Annotated in this window: 14 protein-coding genes; 7 read left to right on the top strand and 7 right to left on the bottom strand. The window is 72.3% G+C overall.

The window, feature by feature from the left end; translation table 11 throughout:
• Nucleotides 1-52 precede the first annotated feature (52 nt).
• The 3 genes from MXD62_RS03060 to MXD62_RS03050 are packed head-to-tail and all read right to left on the bottom strand — an operon-like array spanning nt 53 to nt 3,656.
• Nucleotides 53-1,471 (bottom strand): glycosyltransferase family 2 protein, encoded by a 1,419-nt coding sequence (locus MXD62_RS03060; RefSeq protein WP_248827901.1) that lies wholly within the window; start codon nt 1,469-1,471, stop codon nt 53-55.
• Nucleotides 1,468-2,724, bottom strand: a complete 1,257-nt coding sequence (locus MXD62_RS03055) for an ABC transporter ATP-binding protein (RefSeq protein ID WP_248827900.1) — start codon at nt 2,722-2,724, stop codon at nt 1,468-1,470. The genes MXD62_RS03060 and MXD62_RS03055 overlap by 4 nt, the downstream gene beginning before the upstream one ends.
• The gene (locus MXD62_RS03050) at nt 2,724-3,656 is read right to left on the bottom strand and encodes an ABC transporter permease (protein ID WP_248827899.1); all 933 of its coding nucleotides are present in this window, start codon (nt 3,654-3,656) and stop codon (nt 2,724-2,726) included. The genes MXD62_RS03055 and MXD62_RS03050 overlap by 1 nt, the downstream gene beginning before the upstream one ends.
• A gap of 341 nt (nt 3,657-3,997) precedes the next feature.
• On the opposite strand from MXD62_RS03050, the gene MXD62_RS03045 reads away from it, so the two are divergent.
• On the top strand, nt 3,998-6,589 hold the full coding sequence (locus tag MXD62_RS03045) for an HAD-IA family hydrolase (protein WP_248827898.1): 2,592 nt from the start codon (nt 3,998-4,000) through the stop codon (nt 6,587-6,589).
• Nucleotides 6,586-8,898: a class I SAM-dependent methyltransferase gene (locus MXD62_RS39050; RefSeq protein WP_285223936.1), complete on the top strand. Its 2,313-nt coding sequence runs from the start codon at nt 6,586-6,588 to the stop codon at nt 8,896-8,898. The genes MXD62_RS03045 and MXD62_RS39050 overlap by 4 nt, the downstream gene beginning before the upstream one ends.
• Before the next feature lie 29 nt (nt 8,899-8,927).
• Here the strand turns inward: MXD62_RS39050 and MXD62_RS03035 are convergent, their stop codons facing one another.
• Nucleotides 8,928-9,749: an SDR family oxidoreductase gene (locus MXD62_RS03035; RefSeq protein WP_248827897.1), complete on the bottom strand. Its 822-nt coding sequence runs from the start codon at nt 9,747-9,749 to the stop codon at nt 8,928-8,930.
• Between the two features lie 135 nt (nt 9,750-9,884).
• Here MXD62_RS03035 and MXD62_RS03030 point away from each other — a divergent pair, with 135 nt between their 5' ends.
• Complete coding sequence (locus MXD62_RS03030) at nt 9,885-10,601, top strand: TetR/AcrR family transcriptional regulator (RefSeq protein WP_248827896.1); 717 nt, start codon at nt 9,885-9,887, stop codon at nt 10,599-10,601.
• On the opposite strand, the gene MXD62_RS03025 is transcribed toward MXD62_RS03030, so the two are convergent.
• The 3 genes from MXD62_RS03025 to MXD62_RS03015 all read right to left on the bottom strand — a co-directional run bounded on the left by MXD62_RS03025 (nt 10,598) and on the right by MXD62_RS03015 (nt 16,046).
• A complete protein-coding gene (locus MXD62_RS03025) occupies nt 10,598-13,234 on the bottom strand; it encodes a WD40 repeat domain-containing serine/threonine protein kinase (protein WP_248827895.1) in 2,637 nt (878 codons plus the stop codon). The genes MXD62_RS03030 and MXD62_RS03025 overlap by 4 nt on opposite strands.
• A 63-nt stretch (nt 13,235-13,297) precedes the next feature.
• Entirely contained in the window at nt 13,298-15,409 is a 2,112-nt protein-coding gene (locus tag MXD62_RS03020) for a DUF2142 domain-containing protein (protein ID WP_248827894.1), read from the bottom strand.
• Nucleotides 15,410-15,413: 4 nt separating this feature from the next.
• Nucleotides 15,414-16,046, bottom strand: coding sequence for a DapH/DapD/GlmU-related protein (locus MXD62_RS03015; protein WP_248827893.1), 633 nt, complete (start codon nt 16,044-16,046; stop codon nt 15,414-15,416).
• 182 nt (nt 16,047-16,228) lie between these two features.
• Between MXD62_RS03015 and MXD62_RS03010 the strand changes: the two genes are divergently transcribed.
• The 4 genes from MXD62_RS03010 (at nt 16,229) to MXD62_RS02995 (ending at nt 19,604) form a co-directional block, all read left to right on the top strand.
• Entirely contained in the window at nt 16,229-17,173 is a 945-nt protein-coding gene (locus tag MXD62_RS03010) for a glycosyltransferase family 2 protein (RefSeq protein ID WP_020463328.1), read from the top strand.
• 8 nt (nt 17,174-17,181) lie between these two features.
• Nucleotides 17,182-18,402 carry a glycosyltransferase family 4 protein gene (locus MXD62_RS03005; protein WP_248827892.1) on the top strand — a complete coding sequence of 407 codons (1,221 nt, stop codon included), beginning with the start codon at nt 17,182-17,184 and terminating at the stop codon, nt 18,400-18,402.
• Between the two features lie 130 nt (nt 18,403-18,532).
• Complete coding sequence (locus tag MXD62_RS03000; RefSeq protein ID WP_248827891.1) at nt 18,533-19,246, top strand: class I SAM-dependent methyltransferase; 714 nt, start codon at nt 18,533-18,535, stop codon at nt 19,244-19,246.
• A gap of 163 nt (nt 19,247-19,409) precedes the next feature.
• Nucleotides 19,410-19,604 (top strand): hypothetical protein, encoded by a 195-nt coding sequence (locus MXD62_RS02995; RefSeq protein ID WP_248827890.1) that lies wholly within the window; start codon nt 19,410-19,412, stop codon nt 19,602-19,604.
• Nucleotides 19,605-19,660 lie beyond the last annotated feature (56 nt).

Here is a 19,660-nt window from a genome sequence, read left to right as displayed (position 1 = left end):
TGGTCAGTCGCCGGCTGGTCGGTTGCCGCGGGCTCCTCGGAGCCGGGCGTGGTCATCGCTCCACCAGCCAGCTCTGCAGGCTGACCCGGCGTTCGGTGGCGGTCGCGCCGATCTCCCGGCGGCGGCGCAGCATCGCCGGCAGCAGCCGCAGGTAGGAGGCGAAGACCCGAACCCGCAGCACGGTGGGCCGCACCGCCGGGCGGCTGCGCGAGCGCCAGGCCTGCCGCCACGTCCGCACGGCGATCGACGCGGTGGTCAGCGGGTAGCGCGCGACCGCCGAGACCGCGGCGCGCGCGGTCGCGTCCTTCGTCAGCATCAGGAGCCGGTTGCGGTCGGTGTGGAACACGAACAGCGGGGACCACTCGACGCTCGACGCCGAGTGGACATGCCGCAGCACCGCGCCCGGGACGTAGCGGATCTGGTACCCGCGGGCCCGGATGCGCCAGGAGAGGTCGGTGTCCTCGTAGTAGAGGAAGAAGTCGTCGTCGAACCAGCCGAGCGCCTGGCCGAGCTCGGTCCGCATCGCCATGCCGTTGCCGCAGGCGGTGAAGACCTCCTCGGGGTTGTCGAACTGGCCGGTGTCGATCTGCTGGTAGCCGCGGTCGGCGCCGTAGCCGTCGGTGAGCACGATCCCGCCGACGTTGTTGATCACGTCGACGCGCGGGGCGCCCTCGTCCACGGTGAACGACACGGTGGACGGCTCGGTGCCCACCGGCAGCGTGCGCGTCGCGGTGGTGTCACCGGCGCCGGCCCAGCCCAGGGTGACCTGCTTGGCGGTGTCCGCGGCCCAGGTGAGGCCGATGGTGACCGGGCCGCCCTCGGGCACCGGCACGCACAGCTCACCCTCGCCGCGGGTCCAGAAGAACGGCGCGTCCGCCGGGCCCTCGGCGCCGAAGGTGAGCTTCTCCCACAGCACCTCACGCAGCGCCTCGCGGCCGTTCACCGTCACCGAGCTCACCCGGACGCCCAGCTCGCGCGGGTCGTGCGGCCCCGGCGAGAAGGTGGGCGTCGACAGGGTCAGCCGCAGGAAGCGGGGGAGGAACACGACCTTGCCGGTGACGGCGCCGAGCCGGTTGCCGCCCGGCTCGGCGAACGGGGCCAGCAGCCGGGCCAGCCAGTCCGGCTCGGGGATCGCGTCGTTGTTCAGCAGTACCGCGTACGGGGTCGTGACACCCCGCAGGGCGAGGTTGTTGCCGCCGGCGAAGCCGAGGTTGCGGTCCGAGGGGACGAGCTTCGCCCACGGGTAGCGCTGTGCCAGCACCTCACGCGAGTCGTCGGCCGAGGCGTTGTCGACCACGTGCGTCTCGAAGGTGAACGGCGCGTCCTGCTTGGCGACGGCGTCCAGGCAGGGCGGGAGCAGGTGGGCACCGTTCCAGTTCACGATGACGATCGTGGCGAGCGGCTCGGGTGCCGCCTGGCCCGTCATGGCCACCTTGGTCATCGCCCCGTTGCTCGTCGCCCGGTCCGTCATCGGCGCAGCCTCGCCTCGTAGTCGACCTTGAGCAGCCCGGCGACCTGCGGGCCGCTGACCCCGAACAGCTCCTCGAAGCGCCGTACCGTCACCGGCTGGCCGGTGGCCGCGTCCGACACCCGGACGTTGATCGCGAACGCCCCCAGCAGCTCGGGCAGCCGGGGGACGACGAAGTCCACCACGGCGGTCCCCGGGCCGGGGCTGACCCCGCCCGGCGGGGTCTCCATCATCCAGATCGGTATCTCGCCCTGCCCCATGATCTCCACGTGCAGGTAGACGTACTGCGGCGCGCTGTCGGTGAGGTCGAGCTCGACGCTGACCGTGAGCTGCTCACCCGGGTCGTACTGCACCTCGGTCGGCCCGCCCGGGTTGCGGCTGAACGCCACCGCCGTCGGCTTCACCGGCGCCAGGTCGAAGGGGATCGGACTGTCCGCGGGCAGGCTGCCCAGCCGCTGGCGCAGCAGCTTCGTCCCGACGACCGGCTGCCCGTCGAAGATCAGACCGCCGGACTCCAGCACCAGGATCCGGTCGCACATGTTCTCGATCAGGTCGAGGGAGTGGGTGACGAACAGGATCGTCCGGCCCTCGTCGCGGAACTGGGCGATCTTGGCCAGGCACTTGCGCTGGAACGCCTCGTCGCCGACGGCGAGCACCTCGTCGACGAGCAGGACGTCCGGGTCGACGTGCACGGCCACGGCGAAGCCGAGGCGCACGTACTGGCCGGACGAGTAGTGCTTGACCTCGTCGTCGATCTTGTGGCGCAGCTCGGAGAAGTCGACGATCGAGTCGAAGAGCCGGTCGATCTCGCGCTTGGACAGGCCGAGCAGGGACGCGTTGAGGTAGACGTTGTCCCTGCCGGAGAGCTCGCCGTTGAACCCCGCGCCCAGCTCGAGCAGGGACGCGATCCGACCACTGACGGACACGTCGCCGTGGGTCGGGCGCAGGATGCCGGCGAGTACTTTGAGCAGCGTCGACTTGCCCGAGCCGTTCGCCCCGGCGAGCCCCACCGTCTGCCCGCGGCCGATCTCGACGTCGATGTCGCGCAGCGCCCAGAAGTCCTCGCCGCTCGTCGTGTCCCGCCGGACGAAGCGTTCCTTCAGGCTGGTGGCGCGCTTGTGATAGGCGACGAACTTCTTGCCGACGCCGGAGGCGCGGATGACCACCGGGGCGCCCGGTGCCGGCGGCGCCGACGGCGCGGAGGCGGCCGGTTGCGCGGGCTGCATCGGGGGCGGGGCGAGCGGTTGCGACGGCACTAGAGGTCCTCGGCGAAGTCGGCCTGCAGCCGCCGGAACACTCGCAGCCCCAGCCACAGCACGGCCAGCGAGATGAGCCCGGCGATCGCCAGGTGTTCGAGGTAGAAGCGGTACCCCAGATCGGCGAGGATCGGCGCCGAGCCGGTCGAGTTCCCCTTGGGCGGATCGTAGATCGCCCGTTGGAAGGTGGTCACGACGACCGCCATCGGATTGAGCATGTACACCCACGTCCACTCGTTCAGCCTGTTCTGGATCAGGCCGAACGCGTAGACCATCGGGTTGATCCAGAACCAGGCGAGCAGGGCGACGTCCAGCAGGTGCTGGGTGTCGCGGTAACGGACGTTGAGCGCGGACACCAGCACCGACAGCGCCACGGTGAACAGCAGAGCCACCGCGCCGGCCGGGATCAGCAGCAGTAGCTCCGGCCCGAGCAGGCTGTAGCCGAACCCCAGCATGACGACGAAGAGCACCGCGAGCTGGAGCGCGAAGTGCACCGCGGAGAAGCCGACCGCCGACAGCGGCAGCACCAGCAGCGGGAAGCGCACCTTTTTCACCAGGTTGGCATTGCCCACCACGGCGCCGCAGGCGGCCGAGACACTGCCGGAGAACGCGTTCCAGACCAGCAGTCCCGACATCAGATAGAAGCCGAAGTTGTCGATCCCACTTTTCAGAACGACCTGGAAGACGAAGGTGTAGACGGCCAGGAGGAGCAGCGGATTCGCCAGTGACCAGGCGAAACCGAGCGACGACCCCTTGTACTTGACCTTCAGGTCCTTGCGGATCAGGTTTCGCAGCAGCTCCCAGCGGACCCGGGTCTGCGCACGGCTGCGATGGTCGACGTGACGCGCACCGGACCCGCGCGGACGGTTCGCCGGAGCGCCGCGCGTCGGCTCCGGTTTCGGGAGCGTGGACAGATCAGCCACCCTCGACATGGCCTGCTTCTCCCCGCGTCGGGCGTGCATCTCGGACCCGCACCGTGCTCGGCCCCTCCTCCGCCCAGCGCAACCGTCACCGGTTGGCCTCGAGTGTCGTCAACTCGGGTTCGTGACGATGGCCGTAGACCGTACCGCGCACCCGCCCGAGAGGTGATGCCCCCAGTCCGGTGACTGCCACCTCCAGGGTGGTTCATAGTATCGACCCGTCTATCTGGCTCCGGCCGGCAGCCGCCACGACCCGAACACCGCGCCTCGTACCCGAGCCGCATGTTCCCGCCGGGCGCCTGGCCGGCCCAGAAGAGGCGACCGGGGACCCGGTCGCCTGGAGGGGGCGGGCAGTGTTCACCGACGTCCGACTTCGCGAGGTCTGGTCGCATCTGGAGTCGGGCGGTGCGCAGGCCCTGACTCTGGACGTATTCGACACTCTGCTCTGGCGCATGGTGCCCGAGCCGGTTCACGCGTTCATCACCCTGGGGCACCGGCTGGCCGACCTCGGCCAGCTGCCGTCCGGTGTCACACCGGGCGAGTTCGCCCGGCTGCGGGTCTTCGCCGAGCACAAGGCCAGGCTGCACTCGCACGAGGTGCGCGGCACCCACGAGGTGCGCCTGGACGAGATCTGGCAGGTCCTCGTCCCCGCGCTGCCCGGCGCGGGCAGCATCGGCGACCTGATGGACGTCGAGCTCGCCGTCGAGCGGGACCTGTGCCGCGCCGACCTGGCCGTGGTGGAGCTCGCCGAGCTCGCCATGACCAAGCTCGGCCTGCCGGTCTACCTGCTCTCCGACACGTACTTCTCGGCCGCCCAGCTCGAGCGGCTGCTCAGCCGCCCGGAGCTCGCCGGGGTGCCGTTCACCCAGATCTTCACCTCCTCCGACTCGGGGATCAGCAAGAGTGACGGGCTGTTCCGGCACATGCTGGCGGCCTCGAACCTGCAGCCCTCACGGGTCGTCCACCTCGGCGACCACCCGGTCGCGGATGTGGAGAGCGCCCGCGAGCACGGGCTGGTCGCCATCCACTACCCGAAGTACTCGGGTTCGCTGAAGGCGACGATCGAGCTGGAGGGCCTGCTCACCGGCCCCGGGGACGACACCCCCCTCGACGCCGCGAACGGCGACTACGGCATGACCGCGCTGCGGGCCCGCTCGCTGCACCGGGCGGACGCCGCCGCCGTCCCGCCGGGGCTGCGGCGCTACTGGGAGTCCGGGGCGACGGTGTTCGGCCCGGTCTTCACCGGGTTCGCCGACTGGGCGGTGGAACGCACCGGAGACCACGGTGCCGACCACATCTACTGCCTGATGCGGGAGGGTGACTTCCTCTCCCGGCTGATCGCCGACCCGGGGGCCGACGCCGGGGTGACCACCTCGACGCTGTGGGCGTCCCGGCAGGTCTGCGCGCTGGCCAACGTGTTCGAGGGCAGCCCCGAGGAGTTGCGCGGGTTCCTCGTCCGCCGGCACGCGCCCAGCGTCGGCCAGCTGCTGCGCCAGCTCGGCGTGGCCATCGACGACGTCGCCGGCATCTCCTCGCTCACCGACCGCCGGCTCGACGTCCCCGGCCTGCTCGACGACACCCTTGAGGCGCTGTGCTCCGATGAGCGCATCCGCAGCGAGATCGTGCTGACCGCCGGCCGGCTGCGTGACCGCTACGTCCAGTACCTCGACAGCCAGCTGCCCGATTCGGGCCGCATCGTGCTGGTCGACCTGGGCTGGGGCGGCACCATCCAGGCGCTGCTCGCCCGGCTGCTCGCCTCCACCGGGCGCGAGTTCGACGTCGTCGGCCTGTACATGGCGACGAACGCCGCCGCCGGCACGCACCGCCTCGCCGGCCTGCAGATCGAGGGCTACGCGGCCTCCGGCGGGCAGCCCGAGTTGATGGCCAACCAGCTCATGCGCAGCCCCGAGGTGCTCGAACAGCTCTGCATGCCCGACATCGGCTCGCTGGTCTCCTTCGACGACGACGGCCGGCCCGTCCTGAGCATCGACCGGACGTCGCGGACCCAGGTCGCCCAGCGGGCCGCCGTCCAGGACGGCATCCTCGCCTTCCAGCGGGAGTGGTTGCGCTACCGGCGCTCCGAGACGGCCATGCCGTCGCTGTCCGAGCCCGGGGCCCGGCACGCGGCGCTGCGCACGCTGACCCGGTTCGTCTCCCGTCCCACCGCGGCCGAGGCGTCGGCGTTCGGGGCCTGGGCGCACGACGACAACTTCGGCTCCGACTCCACCGAGGGCCTGCTGCCGCCCGAGCTGGTCCGTCGGATGCCCTACCTGACCCCCGCGGACGTCGAGAAGATCACGATGCGGGAGCTGTACTGGCCCGCGGGCGTGGCCGGGGTCGCGAACCGGTCGCTCGCGGTGATCAGCGGCCTGGCGGCCGCGGCCGGGGTGCCCGCCGAGGAGGTCTCCCCGGAGGCCGCGGCCGGCCCCGTCGAGCTGTACGTCGACACCGGCACCGACTTCGTCCACGGCCAGAAGGAGACCGCGGTCACCCGTTCCGGCCGGGACGGGATGTCGATCGTGCGCCTGCGCATCGACGGGGTCGGCGTCCGGCGGGTGCGCATCGACCCGGCGGGCCGGCGCGGCCTGCTCCGCCTCGACTGGCTGACGATCTCCTTCCACCTGCACAACGCCCCCGAGCCGTACAAGGTGACCGTCACGTCGCTGGACGACCTCGCCGGCCAGCAGATCGCGCTGGTCGGGGTCCGCCTGCTGCAGGCCAACCTGCTGGAGATCGTCGGCGACGATCCCCAGATCATCTACACGATCGATTTCACCTCCCAGCCCACGCTGGGCGGAACGTACGCGATCGAGGTCGAGATGGCCTTCGGCTGGTTGGGGATCCGGGCCGACCCGCTTCAGGTGCGCACGGCCGGTGTCGCCCGCACCGGCCTGCCCGTCCGCGCCGCCCGCAAGATCCGTCGTGAGCTGGGCGGCCTGCGATGACGTCCGAGCCCGGCGGCCCGGACGACACCGACGGGACCGGTCGGGACCGTGCGGACAGCCGGGACCGTGCGACCCTGGGGCGGGATGCCGGGAGGCAGCCGGCCCAGGGCCAGGACGACCCCGCCGGCCAGCCGGGCGGGGTCGACGCGGCCGGCCGCTGGTTCCGCCCGTCGACAGACCAGACGGTGGCCTGGCCGGGCCGCTCGTCCGAACGCGGTGCCTCCGGCCCGGCGCAGTCCCCGCCGCGGAGCGCGGTGCCGCCCGAGAGCGCCGTGCCGCCGCCGACCGCAGCGCCGCCGCCGACCGTGGTGCCGCCGGCGGCGCTGCCGCGGACCCCGGCCGAGCAGCGTCCGTCCGCGCGGCCCTCGGCGACGCCGCCACCGACCGCGCTGCCCCCGTCCTCGCTCTTCACACCGCGCTCGGTGCCGCGCCCCGAGGCGCCCCCGGCCTCGGCGCCCGGCGAGCGGCCGACCGGACCTTTGCCGTCGCGGCCGTCCGGACCATCGGGCACCGCTGGACCACCGGTAGCCGCCGGGCCGCCGGTCACCCCCGGGCCGCCGGTCACCCCCGGGCCGCCGGTCACCCCCGGGCCGCCGGCAACCGCCGCGGAACGACCCGGGCCGCCTGGGAGCCCGACCGCTCCCGTCTCGTCCGGCTACGTCGTCTCTCCGGGGAGCTCCGCGACGTTCGACGTGCTCGCGGGCGGATCGGATCCACTGGCTGGAGGCAGGCGTGGCAGCGCCGGGGCCGCGCCACGTCGTTCCGCCGCGAGCGGCGGTGTGCCGGGGCCGGGTTCCGGTGGCGCCTCGCCGGGCGGCCCCGAACTCCGGGCACCGGGCGGCGGCATCCGCGGTGAGGCCGCGTCGAGTGACGTGACGCCGGAAGACGCAGGCCCGGAAGACGCAGCCCCGAGTGGCACCGCCCCGGGCGGCACTGCCCCTGGCGGTGAGGTGCCAGCCGGCAGCGAGTCGGGTGATGCCGGGGCAGGCGGGCGCGCACCCGCCGCCGCGGGGACGGATGTCGAGGTGCGCGACAGCTTCGCCGAGCTCGCGGCTGTCACCTACGACGGCGGCGACCACGCCCCCGAGATCACCGAGATCACTGAGAAGACACTCGCCCCCCTGCTGCTGCACTCACTGTCGGACCTGCGCGAGATGTGGGTTCCGCTGCTGGAGGCATCCGGCGCGCGCAGCATCGCCGAGATCGGCTCGGAGAGCGGCGTGACGACGTCCCTGCTCGTCGACCTGCTGCGGCGGGGCGGCGGCGGGCGGCTGCTGGTCATCGACCCCGAACCGGGTGTCGCGCCGTCCTCCGGCGGTGGTCTCGACGTCGAGGTCATCCGTGGCTACAGCCCCGAGGCGCTCGACGGCCACGCCCCGACCGACGCCTATCTGATCGACGGAGACCACAACTACGCCACGGTCCGCGGCGAGCTCGGGATGATCGAGACCGCCGTGCGTGACTTCGGCCGCTCCTACTTCCCGCTGGTGATCCTGCACGACGTCGGATGGCCCGCCGGCCGCCGGGACCAGTACTACGCCCCCGACCGCATCCCGGAGTCGATGCGCCAGCCCAACTCGTGGGACGTCGGCGTGGAGATCGACAGGACGGACGCCGTCCCCGGTCGCGGCTTCCGCGGCATGGGCGCGTTCTCCTGGGCCCTGGCCGAGGGCGGGCCCCGCAACGGCGTGCGCACCGCCGTCGAGGACTTCGTCGCCGAGCATCCCGACCTGCGCTTCTTCACCATCGCGCCGATCTTCGGCCTCGGTGTGATCCTCGACCGCCGCGCCCCCTGGGCCCGCCGCGCCGCCGACCTGCTCGCCCCCTGGGTCGCCAACACCCTGCTGGCCCGGATGGAGCGCAACCGCGTCGACCTGTACCTGCGTGTCCTCGCGCTGCAGGACGACGCGGTCGGCGCCGCCCGCGCCCGGCAGCGGGAATGGGCCCGGATCGACGCCGAGCGCAGCGAGGCCGCCGCCCGTGACCTGCAGCGGCTGAACCGGATCAGCGAGCTCGAACAGGAGCTGGCCGCCGCACGCAAGGTCCCCCGCCCGCCGTGGGCGCCCGCGTCCCCGGACGAGCCGAAGCTGGTCACCGCGGCCCGGATCGCCAACGCCGCGCTGCGCGCGCGCCTCGGGGGCGGCTCCGGCGCGCAGGCCGCGGCAGGCTCTGCCGGCGGCCGCGTCGGCAGTGCCGTTGTCGCCCGACTGGGCTCCGGCCTGACCCGCCTCGCCGACCACGGATCCACCACGAACCGCCCCGCCACCGGCTCCGCCGGGCCCACCGCATCCGCTGACCCCGAGCACTAGGCAGGTGGTCCGGTGACCCCGGCGGTTTGTCAGAGTGCCAGCGTCTGCGCCGGTCGCACGACGATCTCGGGGATGTTGAGCCGGAGCGGGGTGCCGAGCACGTAGAGCACGGCGTCGGCGATGTCGTCGGGCCGGGCGATGTGTGTCGCGAGCGCGTTCTGCGCGGCGTCGAGCACCTTGTCGGGGAGGCGCTCGCCCGGGGAGAGCTGGAGGCCGACACCGGCGAGCGCGGCGATGCCCGCCACCGCCTCCGGGGCGAAGTTGCGCACGGCGTTGGTCGCGACCGGGCCGGGGAGCAGGGACGTGACGCGGATGTCGTCGCCTTCGAGCTCCTGGCGCAGTCCCTCGCTGAGGTAGCTGACGGCTGCCTTGGTGGCCCCGTAGATGCCGGAGTCCGGCCGCAGCGCGGCGGTCGAGGAGATGTTGATGAGGTGTCCGCCGCTGCCGGTGCGGCGCATCGCCTCGATCGCGGCCCGACAGCCGACCAGCAGGGCGAGCACGTTGACGTCGAGCATCTCCCGGGACCATTCGATCTCCTCGGCCAGAATGGGGCCGTTGCGGGCGACGCCGGCGTTGTTGACCATCACGTCCAGGCGGCCGGCCTCCTCGGCGACCCGGCCGACGAGGGCCGCGAGCGCGTCGCTGTCGCGAACGTCGAGGACGGTAACGGTCGCGGCCCCGCCGGTGGCCTCGATCCGGGCGACGGACTCCCGCATGGGCTCCGGGGTCCGCCCCACGAGATGGACCGTCGCGCCACCGGCCCCCAGCCGCTCCGCGATCGCCCGGCCGATGCCGCTCGATGCGCCGGTCACGATCGCGGTCCGACCGCGCACCGTCGAGTCGCCAGCCATGTCGATACTCCTCGGTAGCCTGGAACAACACGAGCGATCGCTCGCGCCTGGAACAATACGAGCGATCGCTCGTGTTTGGGAAGAGTGCGAGCGATCGCTCGTATTCGTCAACCGCGCGCGGAGGGGACTGACGACGTGGTGCCCGCGAAGGAGCCCGAGGAGCAGGCGGGGCCGAAGCGCCAGGAGCGCGGGCGCCGCCGCATCGAGTCGATCCTGGACGCCGCTGAACAGGTCGTCGCCGAGGTCGGCTACGACGCCGCCACGACCAACCTGATCGCGGCGCGGGCCGGGATCTCACCCGGCTCGCTGTACCAGTACTTCGCCAACAAGCCAGCGATCGTCGAAGCCCTCTCCCGGCGCTACCTGGCCCATCTGGCCCAGACGGGCGGCGACCACTTCTGCGCCGGACTCGCCGACCTGCCCATGCCGGAGATCGTCGACGGGGTCGTCGACCCGATCGTGGCGTTCAACCTCGCGCACCCGGCCGCCAGGTCGCTTCTCGCCGGAGCCTGTGTCTCCGCGGAGCTCGCCGCGGCCACCGCGGCGCTGCACGCGGCGATCTGCGATGAGGTGGAAGCCCTGATCGGCCAGTTCGCACCGGATCGGAGCACCGGCGAGGTCCATCTTGCCGCCACGGTCTCGTTCCAGATCTTCACCGCCGTGATGCCGACCATCGCCACCGCGACCCACGACGAACGGCCGAGGGTGATCCACGAACTCAAGTCGGCCCTCGCCGGCTACTGGAACGGAATCCGCCTCGACCGCGGAGACCGCCTCGACCGTCTCGACCACGGGCGAGCAGACCGTGACGACGACCCGCTTCCGCCTCGACTGGTTCCGACTCGGTACTAGCAGACCGGCTGGTACGGGATGTCGATGATGTCGCGTTGCCACTCGGCCGCAGTGATCTGGCGGGACGGGTCCGCGCAGGCGCGCGCGACCAGCCCGGCGTCGTCGATCCGGGAGATCCGGGCCGTGTGGTCGTCGCTGACGGACACGATGGACGTCCCGTCCGGAATGAATTCGACGGCCTGGACCCAGTCGCCGTGGCCGGAGACCCGGCCGGCCGGCGCGGGCTGGCCCGGCGCGGTCAGGTCCCACAGATGGACGCTGGTATCCCAGCCGGCGGTGGCCAGGGTCCGGCCGTCCGGGCTGTAGGCGACGTCGAAGACCCACTTCTCGTCCGCACGGAACGAGGCGGTCGCGCCCGGCCTGGTCGGGTCGGTGATGTCCCAGATCTTGACCAGGCCGTCGTAGGCACCGGTGGCCAGGCGCCGCCCGTCGGGGCTGAAGGCCACCGTCCAGACGAAGTCCGTGTGCGTGGTGATGGCGGCCAGCGGGCGGGGCTGGCGCGGGTTGGCGATGTCCCACAGGCGGGCCGTGTGGTCCGCGCTCGCGGTGGCGAGGAGCTTGCCGTCCGGGCTGAAGGCGACCTCGTTGACCCAGCTGGTGTGCCGGTCGAGCACGGCGAGCTCGCGTGGCGACGACGGGTTCGTGATGTCCCACAGCCGGGCGGTGTTGTCGTAGCCCGAGGTGGCCAGCATCCTCCCGTCGGGGGAGAAGGCGGCGTCGAGGACGTACCCGTTGTGCGCCAGCATGACCGAGAGCTGCTTCGGCCTGGTCCGGTCGCTGATGTCCCACAGGCGCGCGGCGCGGTCGTATCCGACGGTCGCGAGCAGCTTCCCGTCGGGGCTGAACGCCGCGTCGAGCACCCAGGCGCCGTGCGCGTCGATGGTGGACAGCTGCCGGGGGCGCGTCCGGTCGGAGACGTCCCACAGCCGGGCCACGTTGTCGGCGCCGGCGGTGGCGATGGTCCGCCCGTCCGGGCTGATGCCCAGGCCGAGCACGGAGCCGGTGTGCCCGGTCAGTACGGTCGCGGTGGCGGCCGAATAGGACGTCCGCAGGCTGGCGCGGGCCTGCGGCACCGGGCTGATCCGGAACGCCGCGAGGCTCAGCCGCGCCGCGCGGCCGGCGTCGGAGTCGCGCACCGCCTCGGCGGTCGAGGCCACCCGCCGCGCCACGTCGGCCTGGGTCTCCTCCTTGCCGGCGCCGGTGCTGAAGGCCAGCGGGATGAGCGCGGCGATCAGCAGCAGCGCGATCACCGGCGCGGCGAACAGCGTGAACCGGCGCCGCGAGGTCGCCGCGAGGAACCGGGTGGCCCGGGGGCCGTGCCCGCCGCCCGGCGCCGGCTGGCGGGGGCCGCCGGCCTGGTCGTGCTCGGGCGCCGGCTGTGCGGGGACGTCGGCGAGCGATCGTGCCTCGCGCCCCGTCGTCCCGCCGCCCGAGGCCGTTCCCGTGCCGCCCGCATCGGTGCCCGCACCAGCCACGCCAGCGCCTGTTCCGGCCGCGCCGGTGCCGGCACCGGCACCGGTCGACTGGCCCGGCAGCACGGCACCGCCGCCTTGGGGCGCCTGCACCGTGGCGCCGGCCTGGCCCGGCGGTGCGGCACCGCCAGCCTGGCCTGACGGCGCGGCGCCGGCGGGAGCGCCGTCCAACGGTGGTGCCCCGGAGCCGGCCCGAGGGTCCGTGCCCGGGGTGATGACGGGGGGTGAACCTGTCTTGATGACCCGCGTGACGTCGGGGTCGGGATGGGTCGCCGGCCCCATGCCGACCAGCCGGAGGAACAGCTCCTGCGCGGACGGCCGCTCGGCCGGGTCCTTGCGCATGGCGTGCTCGACGATCGGCCGCAGCGCGGGGTCGAGGCCGTCCAGCAGCGGTTCCCGGTGGACGACCCGGTAGAGCTGGACCGGCGTCGGCCCGTCCCCGAACGGATAGGAGCCGGTGCCGGCATAAGTGACGAGCCCGCCCCAGGCGAAGATGTCGGCCGCGGCGGTCACCGCCAGGCCGTTGGCCTGCTCGGGTGCCATGAACGCCGGCGTCCCGATGCGCTGGATCTCCTGGCTGAGCATGGTCTGGGCGTCGAGGGCGCGGGCGATACCGAAGTCGATCACCCGCGGGCCGAGGGTCGAAAGCAGCACGTTGGACGGTTTGAGGTCACGGTGCACCAGCCCGGCACCGTGGATGGCCGTCAGCGCGGCGGCGACGCTGACCGCGACGCGCTCCAGGTCCGCCGAGCGCAGCGGGCCCTCGACGGCCACCGCCTGCGCCAGCGTGAGACCGTCGACGTACTCGGTGACCAGGTACGGCTGCCCGTCGAGCGGGTCGACGACGTCGAGCACCTCGGCCGTGCAGAAGCGGGCGACCCGGCGCGCGACGTCCGCCTCCCGCCGGAACCTGGCCCGGAACTCGGGGACGCGGGCCAGGTCGGCCCGGATCACCTTGACGGCCACGAGCCGGTCGTCCGGGCTGCGCCCGAGGTAGACCGTTCCCATGCCGCCCTCGCCGAGACGCCCGAGCAGCCGGTAAAGCCCAAGTTGTTCGGGGTCGTCCGAACCGAGTGGCAGCGCGATGTTCGACGCGGCGGTGGTCGAGGGCCCGGTGGGATCCGGAGGCGGCGCGGTCTCCCAGTCCCGCTTTCGGCGCACGGCTCCCCCCGAACCGAGATGGCTGACACCGCAGAGCTTACGCGTGCGCTCCACAGCCTGGATTCAGTGTGACGGCACCGGGCTCGTCACGCTCGACGGGTCGCCTTTTGCCGCGGAACGCGTCGTCGAGGTACTCGTCGCCTGGGAACGCCCCGACTCGGGAGACCCGGGGTCAACGGGTGTGGAGTCAACAGGTGTGATGTCCATAGGGCCGGAGTCCACAGGTGCCGAGTCCATCCGCGCGGATTCGGTTGGTCCGGCCTCGGAATGCGCCGATCCCGAGTTCGCCGGTGCCGAACCGGTTGATCCCGGCGGCGCCGGTTCCTGATCCGACGGATCGGGACGTGCCCAGACCGAGCTTTCCGGCTCCGAATCCACCGGTTCGAGAACCGCCGGCCACGAATCGGCGAGATCCAGGCCCCGGGGCGCGGAGCCGGCCGGGTCCGGGTCGGCCTCCGGCCCGAGGCGGAACGCGATCCACACGCAGCTCACCAGCACTGCCAGCGCGAACGCGGCGCCGATCCACATCGTGGTGACGGCGGCGGCCGGCGGCCAGGGGGACCAGGCCGTCATCGCGTCCCAGGCGTCGGCGAGATCGCCACCAGGGGGCTTCCAGAAGTACGGCAGAACGGTTTTTATCGACCACCACTGGGCCGCCGCGGCGGCCGCGAAGAAAAGGGTGGGAAAGGCCCGGGAGGCCCGCCGGCCGAATGCCAGAACACCCATTCCCACGCCGATCGCCAGCGAAGGTAGGCCCGCGTACAGATAGCGCCCCGAGATCCCGCTGACGTGGTGATGGTCGGCGAACGCCAGCGCCGACTGCAGGGTCATCAGTCCGAACAGGCCGATTGTCGGCCACAGCAGGAACAGTAGATTCACCCGCGTCCGGCCGTCGCGTCCCCGGATGATCGCCAGTGCGAAAAGAACGACCACGGCGACGCTCGCGGAGCGGACGAACTCCGTCGGCAGGTTCGCCTCGAACCAGCCGAACGAGCCCCACCAGCGCAGGATCGTCCCGTTGACCAGTACCTCGGTGTAATCCCCCCAGTCATTCAGGTGGTCGCCGAGGGGGAATCCCGGGGTCTCGGGCTGGAAGGTCTGGTAGCGGACGACGTTGACGACCCACCACCAGCCGCCGAACCCGATCATGAGCGCGCCGCCGAGCAGGACCTGCCGCCACGGGGGCCGGGTCGAACCCGGTGGCACCGCCATGAGACCGGTCTCGGCGAGCAGGAACGGGTCGTCCGGGCCGCGCCGCGCCGCCGGCGCGGGCAGGGCGTGCGCGTCCCGCCGGGCGCGCCGCCAGGCGACGAGGTAGGCGAGCGCCACCATCGGCACGAGCACGATCGCCAGCGATTTCGAGAACAGGGCGAGCCCGATGAACACCCCGGCCCACGCGGCCGTGCGCAGGGACGTGTCCCCGCACAGGACGTAGACGATCGTCACCGTGGCCAGGCCCGCGGTCAGCGCGAGCAGGTTGTCGTTGTTGACGCTCGATCCGATGTGGATGAGCTGCGGAATCGCCAGGGGCACCAGCGCGGCGCAGGTCGACGCGACCCGGTTGCCGTCGCTGAGCCGGTGCGCCCCCGCCCACGCGAGCAGCGGGAGCGGCGTCACCATCAGCGCGCTCATCAGACGCAGGATCCCGATGGTGACGTCCCAGCGCAGGCCGTCGCCGTCGCCGCCGGGCAGCGCCCAGAGCACGGCGGCGCCCACCCAGTAGTACAGCGGTGGGTGCTGAACGAGCTGCTGGATCTCCCCGGGCGGCTGCGGCTCGCCGTCAGGCTGGCGGGTGTCGCCCATCTCGTCCCAGGTCGGCCGGTCGGCGCGCGGCGTGGCGTCGCCCTTGGCGATCGGGGCGTAATCGAGGTCGTAGGGGAGCGCCTCGGTTCCGTAGGGTGACGCGGCGATAGTGCCGACCCCGTCGGGACGGACGAACGCGTGGCCGGGATGCGGCCATCCGGCGCCCTGGACCAGCCGCATCACCGCGTCGACGTGGTTCGGCTCGTCGGGCGCGTGGTACTGCGGCACCAGCACCGACCAGCTCGCGAGCAGCGCCGCGAACAGCCCGGTGATCAGCCAGATCGGCAGCGGCGCCGAGCGCAGCAGCATGATCGGCCGGAAGCGCGCTCCGACCGGGTAGCCGGTGGGGGAGGCGGCCAGCGACACGGACACCGGCTCAGCGCCAGTAGTCGATGTGCCCGACGATCTTCGCCGGTGAGCCGGCCGCGATCGCCTTGGGCGGGACGTCCTTCGTCACCACGGCACCGGCGGCGACGACGGCGCTCTCCCCGACGGTCACACCCTTCAGGACGATCGCCCCGGCGCCGATCCAGGCCCGGTCCTCCAGCACGATCGGCCCGCTCATGGGCTGTTCCACGCCGTCCACGACCATGGGATGGAAGTCGTTGTCGAGCAGCTGGGTGTTCCACGACACGTTGCAGTAGGCGCCGATCCTCACCCGTTCCCGGACGAGGATCTTCGCGAAGCCGTTGATGTTGGCGAACGGGCCGAGCTCGAGCACCCCCGAGTCGACCACGACGCGGATGCCACGCTGCAGCGAGACGACGCCCTCGCAGCGCACCCGGCCCTCCGGGTGCACGCGCAGGATCGACACGTCGTGCTTGGTGGTGAGCCCGAACGGGGCGAGCCCGATGCGCAGCGCGGCGCCGTCGGCGAACTCGATCCGCTCGTGGCCCTCGATCACCGTCGGTGAACCGATCCAGATCGGCTGCTTGTGTGCGAGTGGATACCGAAGACCGGCCACGAACGAACGGGCTGACGTCTCCCGTGCCGCCCGCAGAGTCCGCACATGGCGCACATACTCCCGTAGATCACCTCTGAACGTCCCCACGAGCGGTAACAGTAGGCGCAGTCGGGGGGCGACCGGAGTTCGGGCCCCGGCGCAGGCCGTGTCACCCTGGAGAGCGGACTGCCCGCGACCTGCCGGGGACGGAACGCGGGCACGCAACGACGACCGGGAGTCACACCGACGTGAGTGTCAGCGCCATCCATCCAGCCGAACAGCCGACCAAGACGGCTGTGGAGACACCGCCCTACGTGACCGTGGTGCTCCCCTGTTACAACGAGCAGGATCACGTCGTCCTCGAGCTCGAGCGCATCACGGCGGCGATGGACGTCAGCGGGTACAGCTACGAGCTGCTGGTGATCGACGACAAGTCGACCGACGGCACGCTGGACGTCCTGCGCGACGTGGCGGCGAACTTCCCCCATATGCGGCTGATGCCCTTCCGGCGCAACGGCGGCTCGGGCACGGCGCGGCGCATCGGCACGCAGGAGGCCCGCGGGAAGATCGTCGTCTGGACCGACGCGGACATGACGTACCCGAACGAGCGCATTCCGGAGTTTGTTCGCTACCTGGACGAAAACCCTGACGTCGATCAGGTCGTCGGTGCACGGACGACCGAGGAGGGCACGCACAAGTGGGCCCGCGTGCCGGCCAAGTGGTTCATTCGCATGGTCGCGCAGCGGCTGTCCGGGACGAAGATTCCCGACCTGAACTCCGGCCTGCGCGCGTTCCGCCGGGACGTGTCGCTTCCGTACCTGCGCCTGCTCCCGCCGGGATTCTCCTGCGTCACCACCATCACCATGGCGTTCCTGTCCAACCAGCACCCCGTGGACTACCTGCCGATCCACTACGCGAAGCGCTCGGGGACGTCCAAGTTCCACCCCTTCAAGGACGCCCGTCGATACATCCTGCAGGTGCTGCGGATGGTCATGTACTTCGACCCGATCAAGGTCCTGATGCCGGTCGCCCTGTGGATCATGGCGCTCGGTTTCGTGAAGTTGATCGTCGACCTCGTCCGGTACGACCTGCGGGTGACCACCTCCACGCTGCTCGCGATCCTTGTCGGGTTCCAGATCGTGGTTCTCGCGCTGATCGGTGACCTGGTGGCCCGGTCACGCAGCGACACCTGAGCCTCGGCGTGCGTATCGCGATCATCGGGCCGACCCACCCGTACAAGGGCGGCATAGCCCAGCACACCACCGAGCTGGCGCACCGCCTCGCCGCGCGCGGGCACGAGGTGCGGATCGAGTCGTGGTCCCGCCAGTACCCGGCGCGGCTCTACCCCGGACAACAACGGGTGGACACCCCGGAGGGGACGCCGTTCGCGGCGACGTCCTACCCGCTGTCCTGGCGCCGCCCCGACTCGTGGTTCCGGCTGGGCCGCCGGCTGCGTGCTCCGGCCTCGGGCGGCCCGGGTTCCGGCGCCACGGTGGACCTTGTAGTCCTCGTCGTCGTCACCCCGATCCAGGCTCCCGCCTACCTGGGCATCCTGGCCGGGCTGCGTGGGCTGCGTGGGCTGCGTGGGCTGCGTGGGCTGCGTGGGCGTTCAGGGGGCGGCCGGTCGTCCCGCGACGTCCTCGCGCTGTGCCACAACGTGCTACCGCACGAGCGCCGGCGGATCGACGAGCCACTGGTCTCCGCGGTGCTCCGCCGCTGCTCAGCCGTCCTGGTGCACACCGAGCCGCAGGCCAGGCTCGCCGCGGAGCTCACCGCCGCCCCCGTGCGCGTCGCCGAGATGGCACCCCACCTGTGGACCGCCGCCGGCGGGGACACGATCCTGGCCGGGGCCGGGTCGGCGGGCGCGCCAGAGGCGGGATCGTCACAGCCGTCGCCGTCGCCGTCGCGCGAGTTGCTCTTCTTCGGGCTGGTCCGGCCGTACAAGGGCCTCGACGTGCTGCTGCGCGCCCTCGCCGCCGGCCCCGAGGACGTCCGCCTGACCGTGGCCGGGGAGTTCTGGGGCGGCATCGAGAGCACTCGTACCCTGCTGGCCGAGCTGGGCCTCGGCGAGCGGGTCACGCTGCGCCCCGGCTACGTGCCGGCGGAGGACGTCCCCGCCTTGTTCGCCGCCGCGGACGCCCTCGTCCTGCCCTACCGGGCCGGCACCGCCTCGCAGAACGTCGACCTCGCGCACCTGCACGGCGTCCCCGTCGTCGCCACCCGCGTCGGCACGCTCACGACCTCCGTGCACGACGGCGTCGACGGCCTGCTCGTGCCGCCCGACGACCCGGCGGCGCTGGCGGCGGCCCTGCGCCGGCTGTACGAGCCGGGAGTCCTCGCCGCCCTGCGCGCCAAGGTGACTCCGCCCGACGTCGACAGCGCCTGGGACAGCTACCTCGACGCCGTGCTGAAACCGTGCTGACGGCGAAGGCGCCGCTGTCGGCGGCTCAGGAGCGGGGCAACCCGAAATGTGTCGCCTGTGAGTGTGATCAGTTGGATGTTCAGCGGGTCGGGACCAGGTCCCGCCTGGTGGGAAAGGCAGACTGTGCGCCATGAGTTCCCTACGTGACGACGCCCTCGCCTACGCGGGTCACCAGGTGCATGTCATGCGCCGCCGCGAGGTCGGGACCCTGCTCTCCTGGGCGGGCGACCTGCACGGACGGACCATGCTCGACGTCGCCGGCGGCGACGGCTACTGGGCCGGCCAGGCGGTCCGCCGCGGCGCCCGCGCCGTCAGCCTGGACCTCGCCCGCCACAAGCTGGACTTCGGCAGCCGCCTGAAGCACCGTCCCAGCCTCGTCGAGGGTGACGCGCTGCGCCTGCCGTTCGCCCCCGCCACCTTCGACATCGTCATGTCGGTCTGCGCGATCGAGCACTTCGACGACGGCCCCGCCGCACTCGCCGAGATGGCCCGAGTCCTGCGCCCCGGCGGCGACCTGGTGATGTCCGCGGACGCCCTGACCCGGGCCGAACGCTGGCCGGACCTTTTCGCCAGCCACCGCGAGCGCTACCACGTGCAGCACACCTACCCGGGCGAGCAGCTCACGAAGCTGCTCGCCGACGCCGGGCTCGAGGTGGTCCGCCAGACCTACATGTTCCGGTCCGAACGGGCGGAGCGCCTCTACCTCGGCCTGTCCGCCAAGGGCGGGCGCATCGGATGGAACGCGGCCGCGGTCTTCTCCCCGCTGGTCGCCCTCTCCGACCGCCGCGCACCCGACACCACGGGCAGCGTCGTGCTGACCCACGCCCGCAAGCGGCAGCCCTGAACACCCCGCCCCCGCGGCCGCGCACACCCCGGCCACGGACGTCGACAGCCCAGCTCCGGCCGGCCCTGGGCCGGTCGGTCCAGCTCCGGTCGGCCCAGGATCGGTCGGCCCAGGATCGGGTGGCCCAGCCTCGGGTGGCCCGGCTCCGGATCGGAGCCGTCTCGTGAGCGCGCCTGCGCCTCCCGCGCAGAAACTGCTGGCCGCGTTCCTCACCGTCATGCTGTTCGCGCTGGTCATCTTCGGTCTCGGGGCCGCGTTCGACTCCTTCGGTCACCGCGGCTGGGGCTACGTCGTCGGCATCAGCTGCTGCGTCATCATGGTCATCGCCGGCCTGGCCGCAGCCCGCCGCGACCGCTGACCCACCCCACCTGCCTGAGGATGTGTGGCGGGTCAGTGAGTCCATGGACTCACTGA

Source organism: Frankia sp. Mgl5 (genome assembly GCF_023242985.1).
Lineage (GTDB): Bacteria > Actinomycetota > Actinomycetes > Frankiales > Frankiaceae > Parafrankia > Parafrankia soli.
The sequence above is the reverse complement of the archived record's forward strand: the minus strand, read 5'-3'. Positions and strand labels throughout refer to the sequence as shown.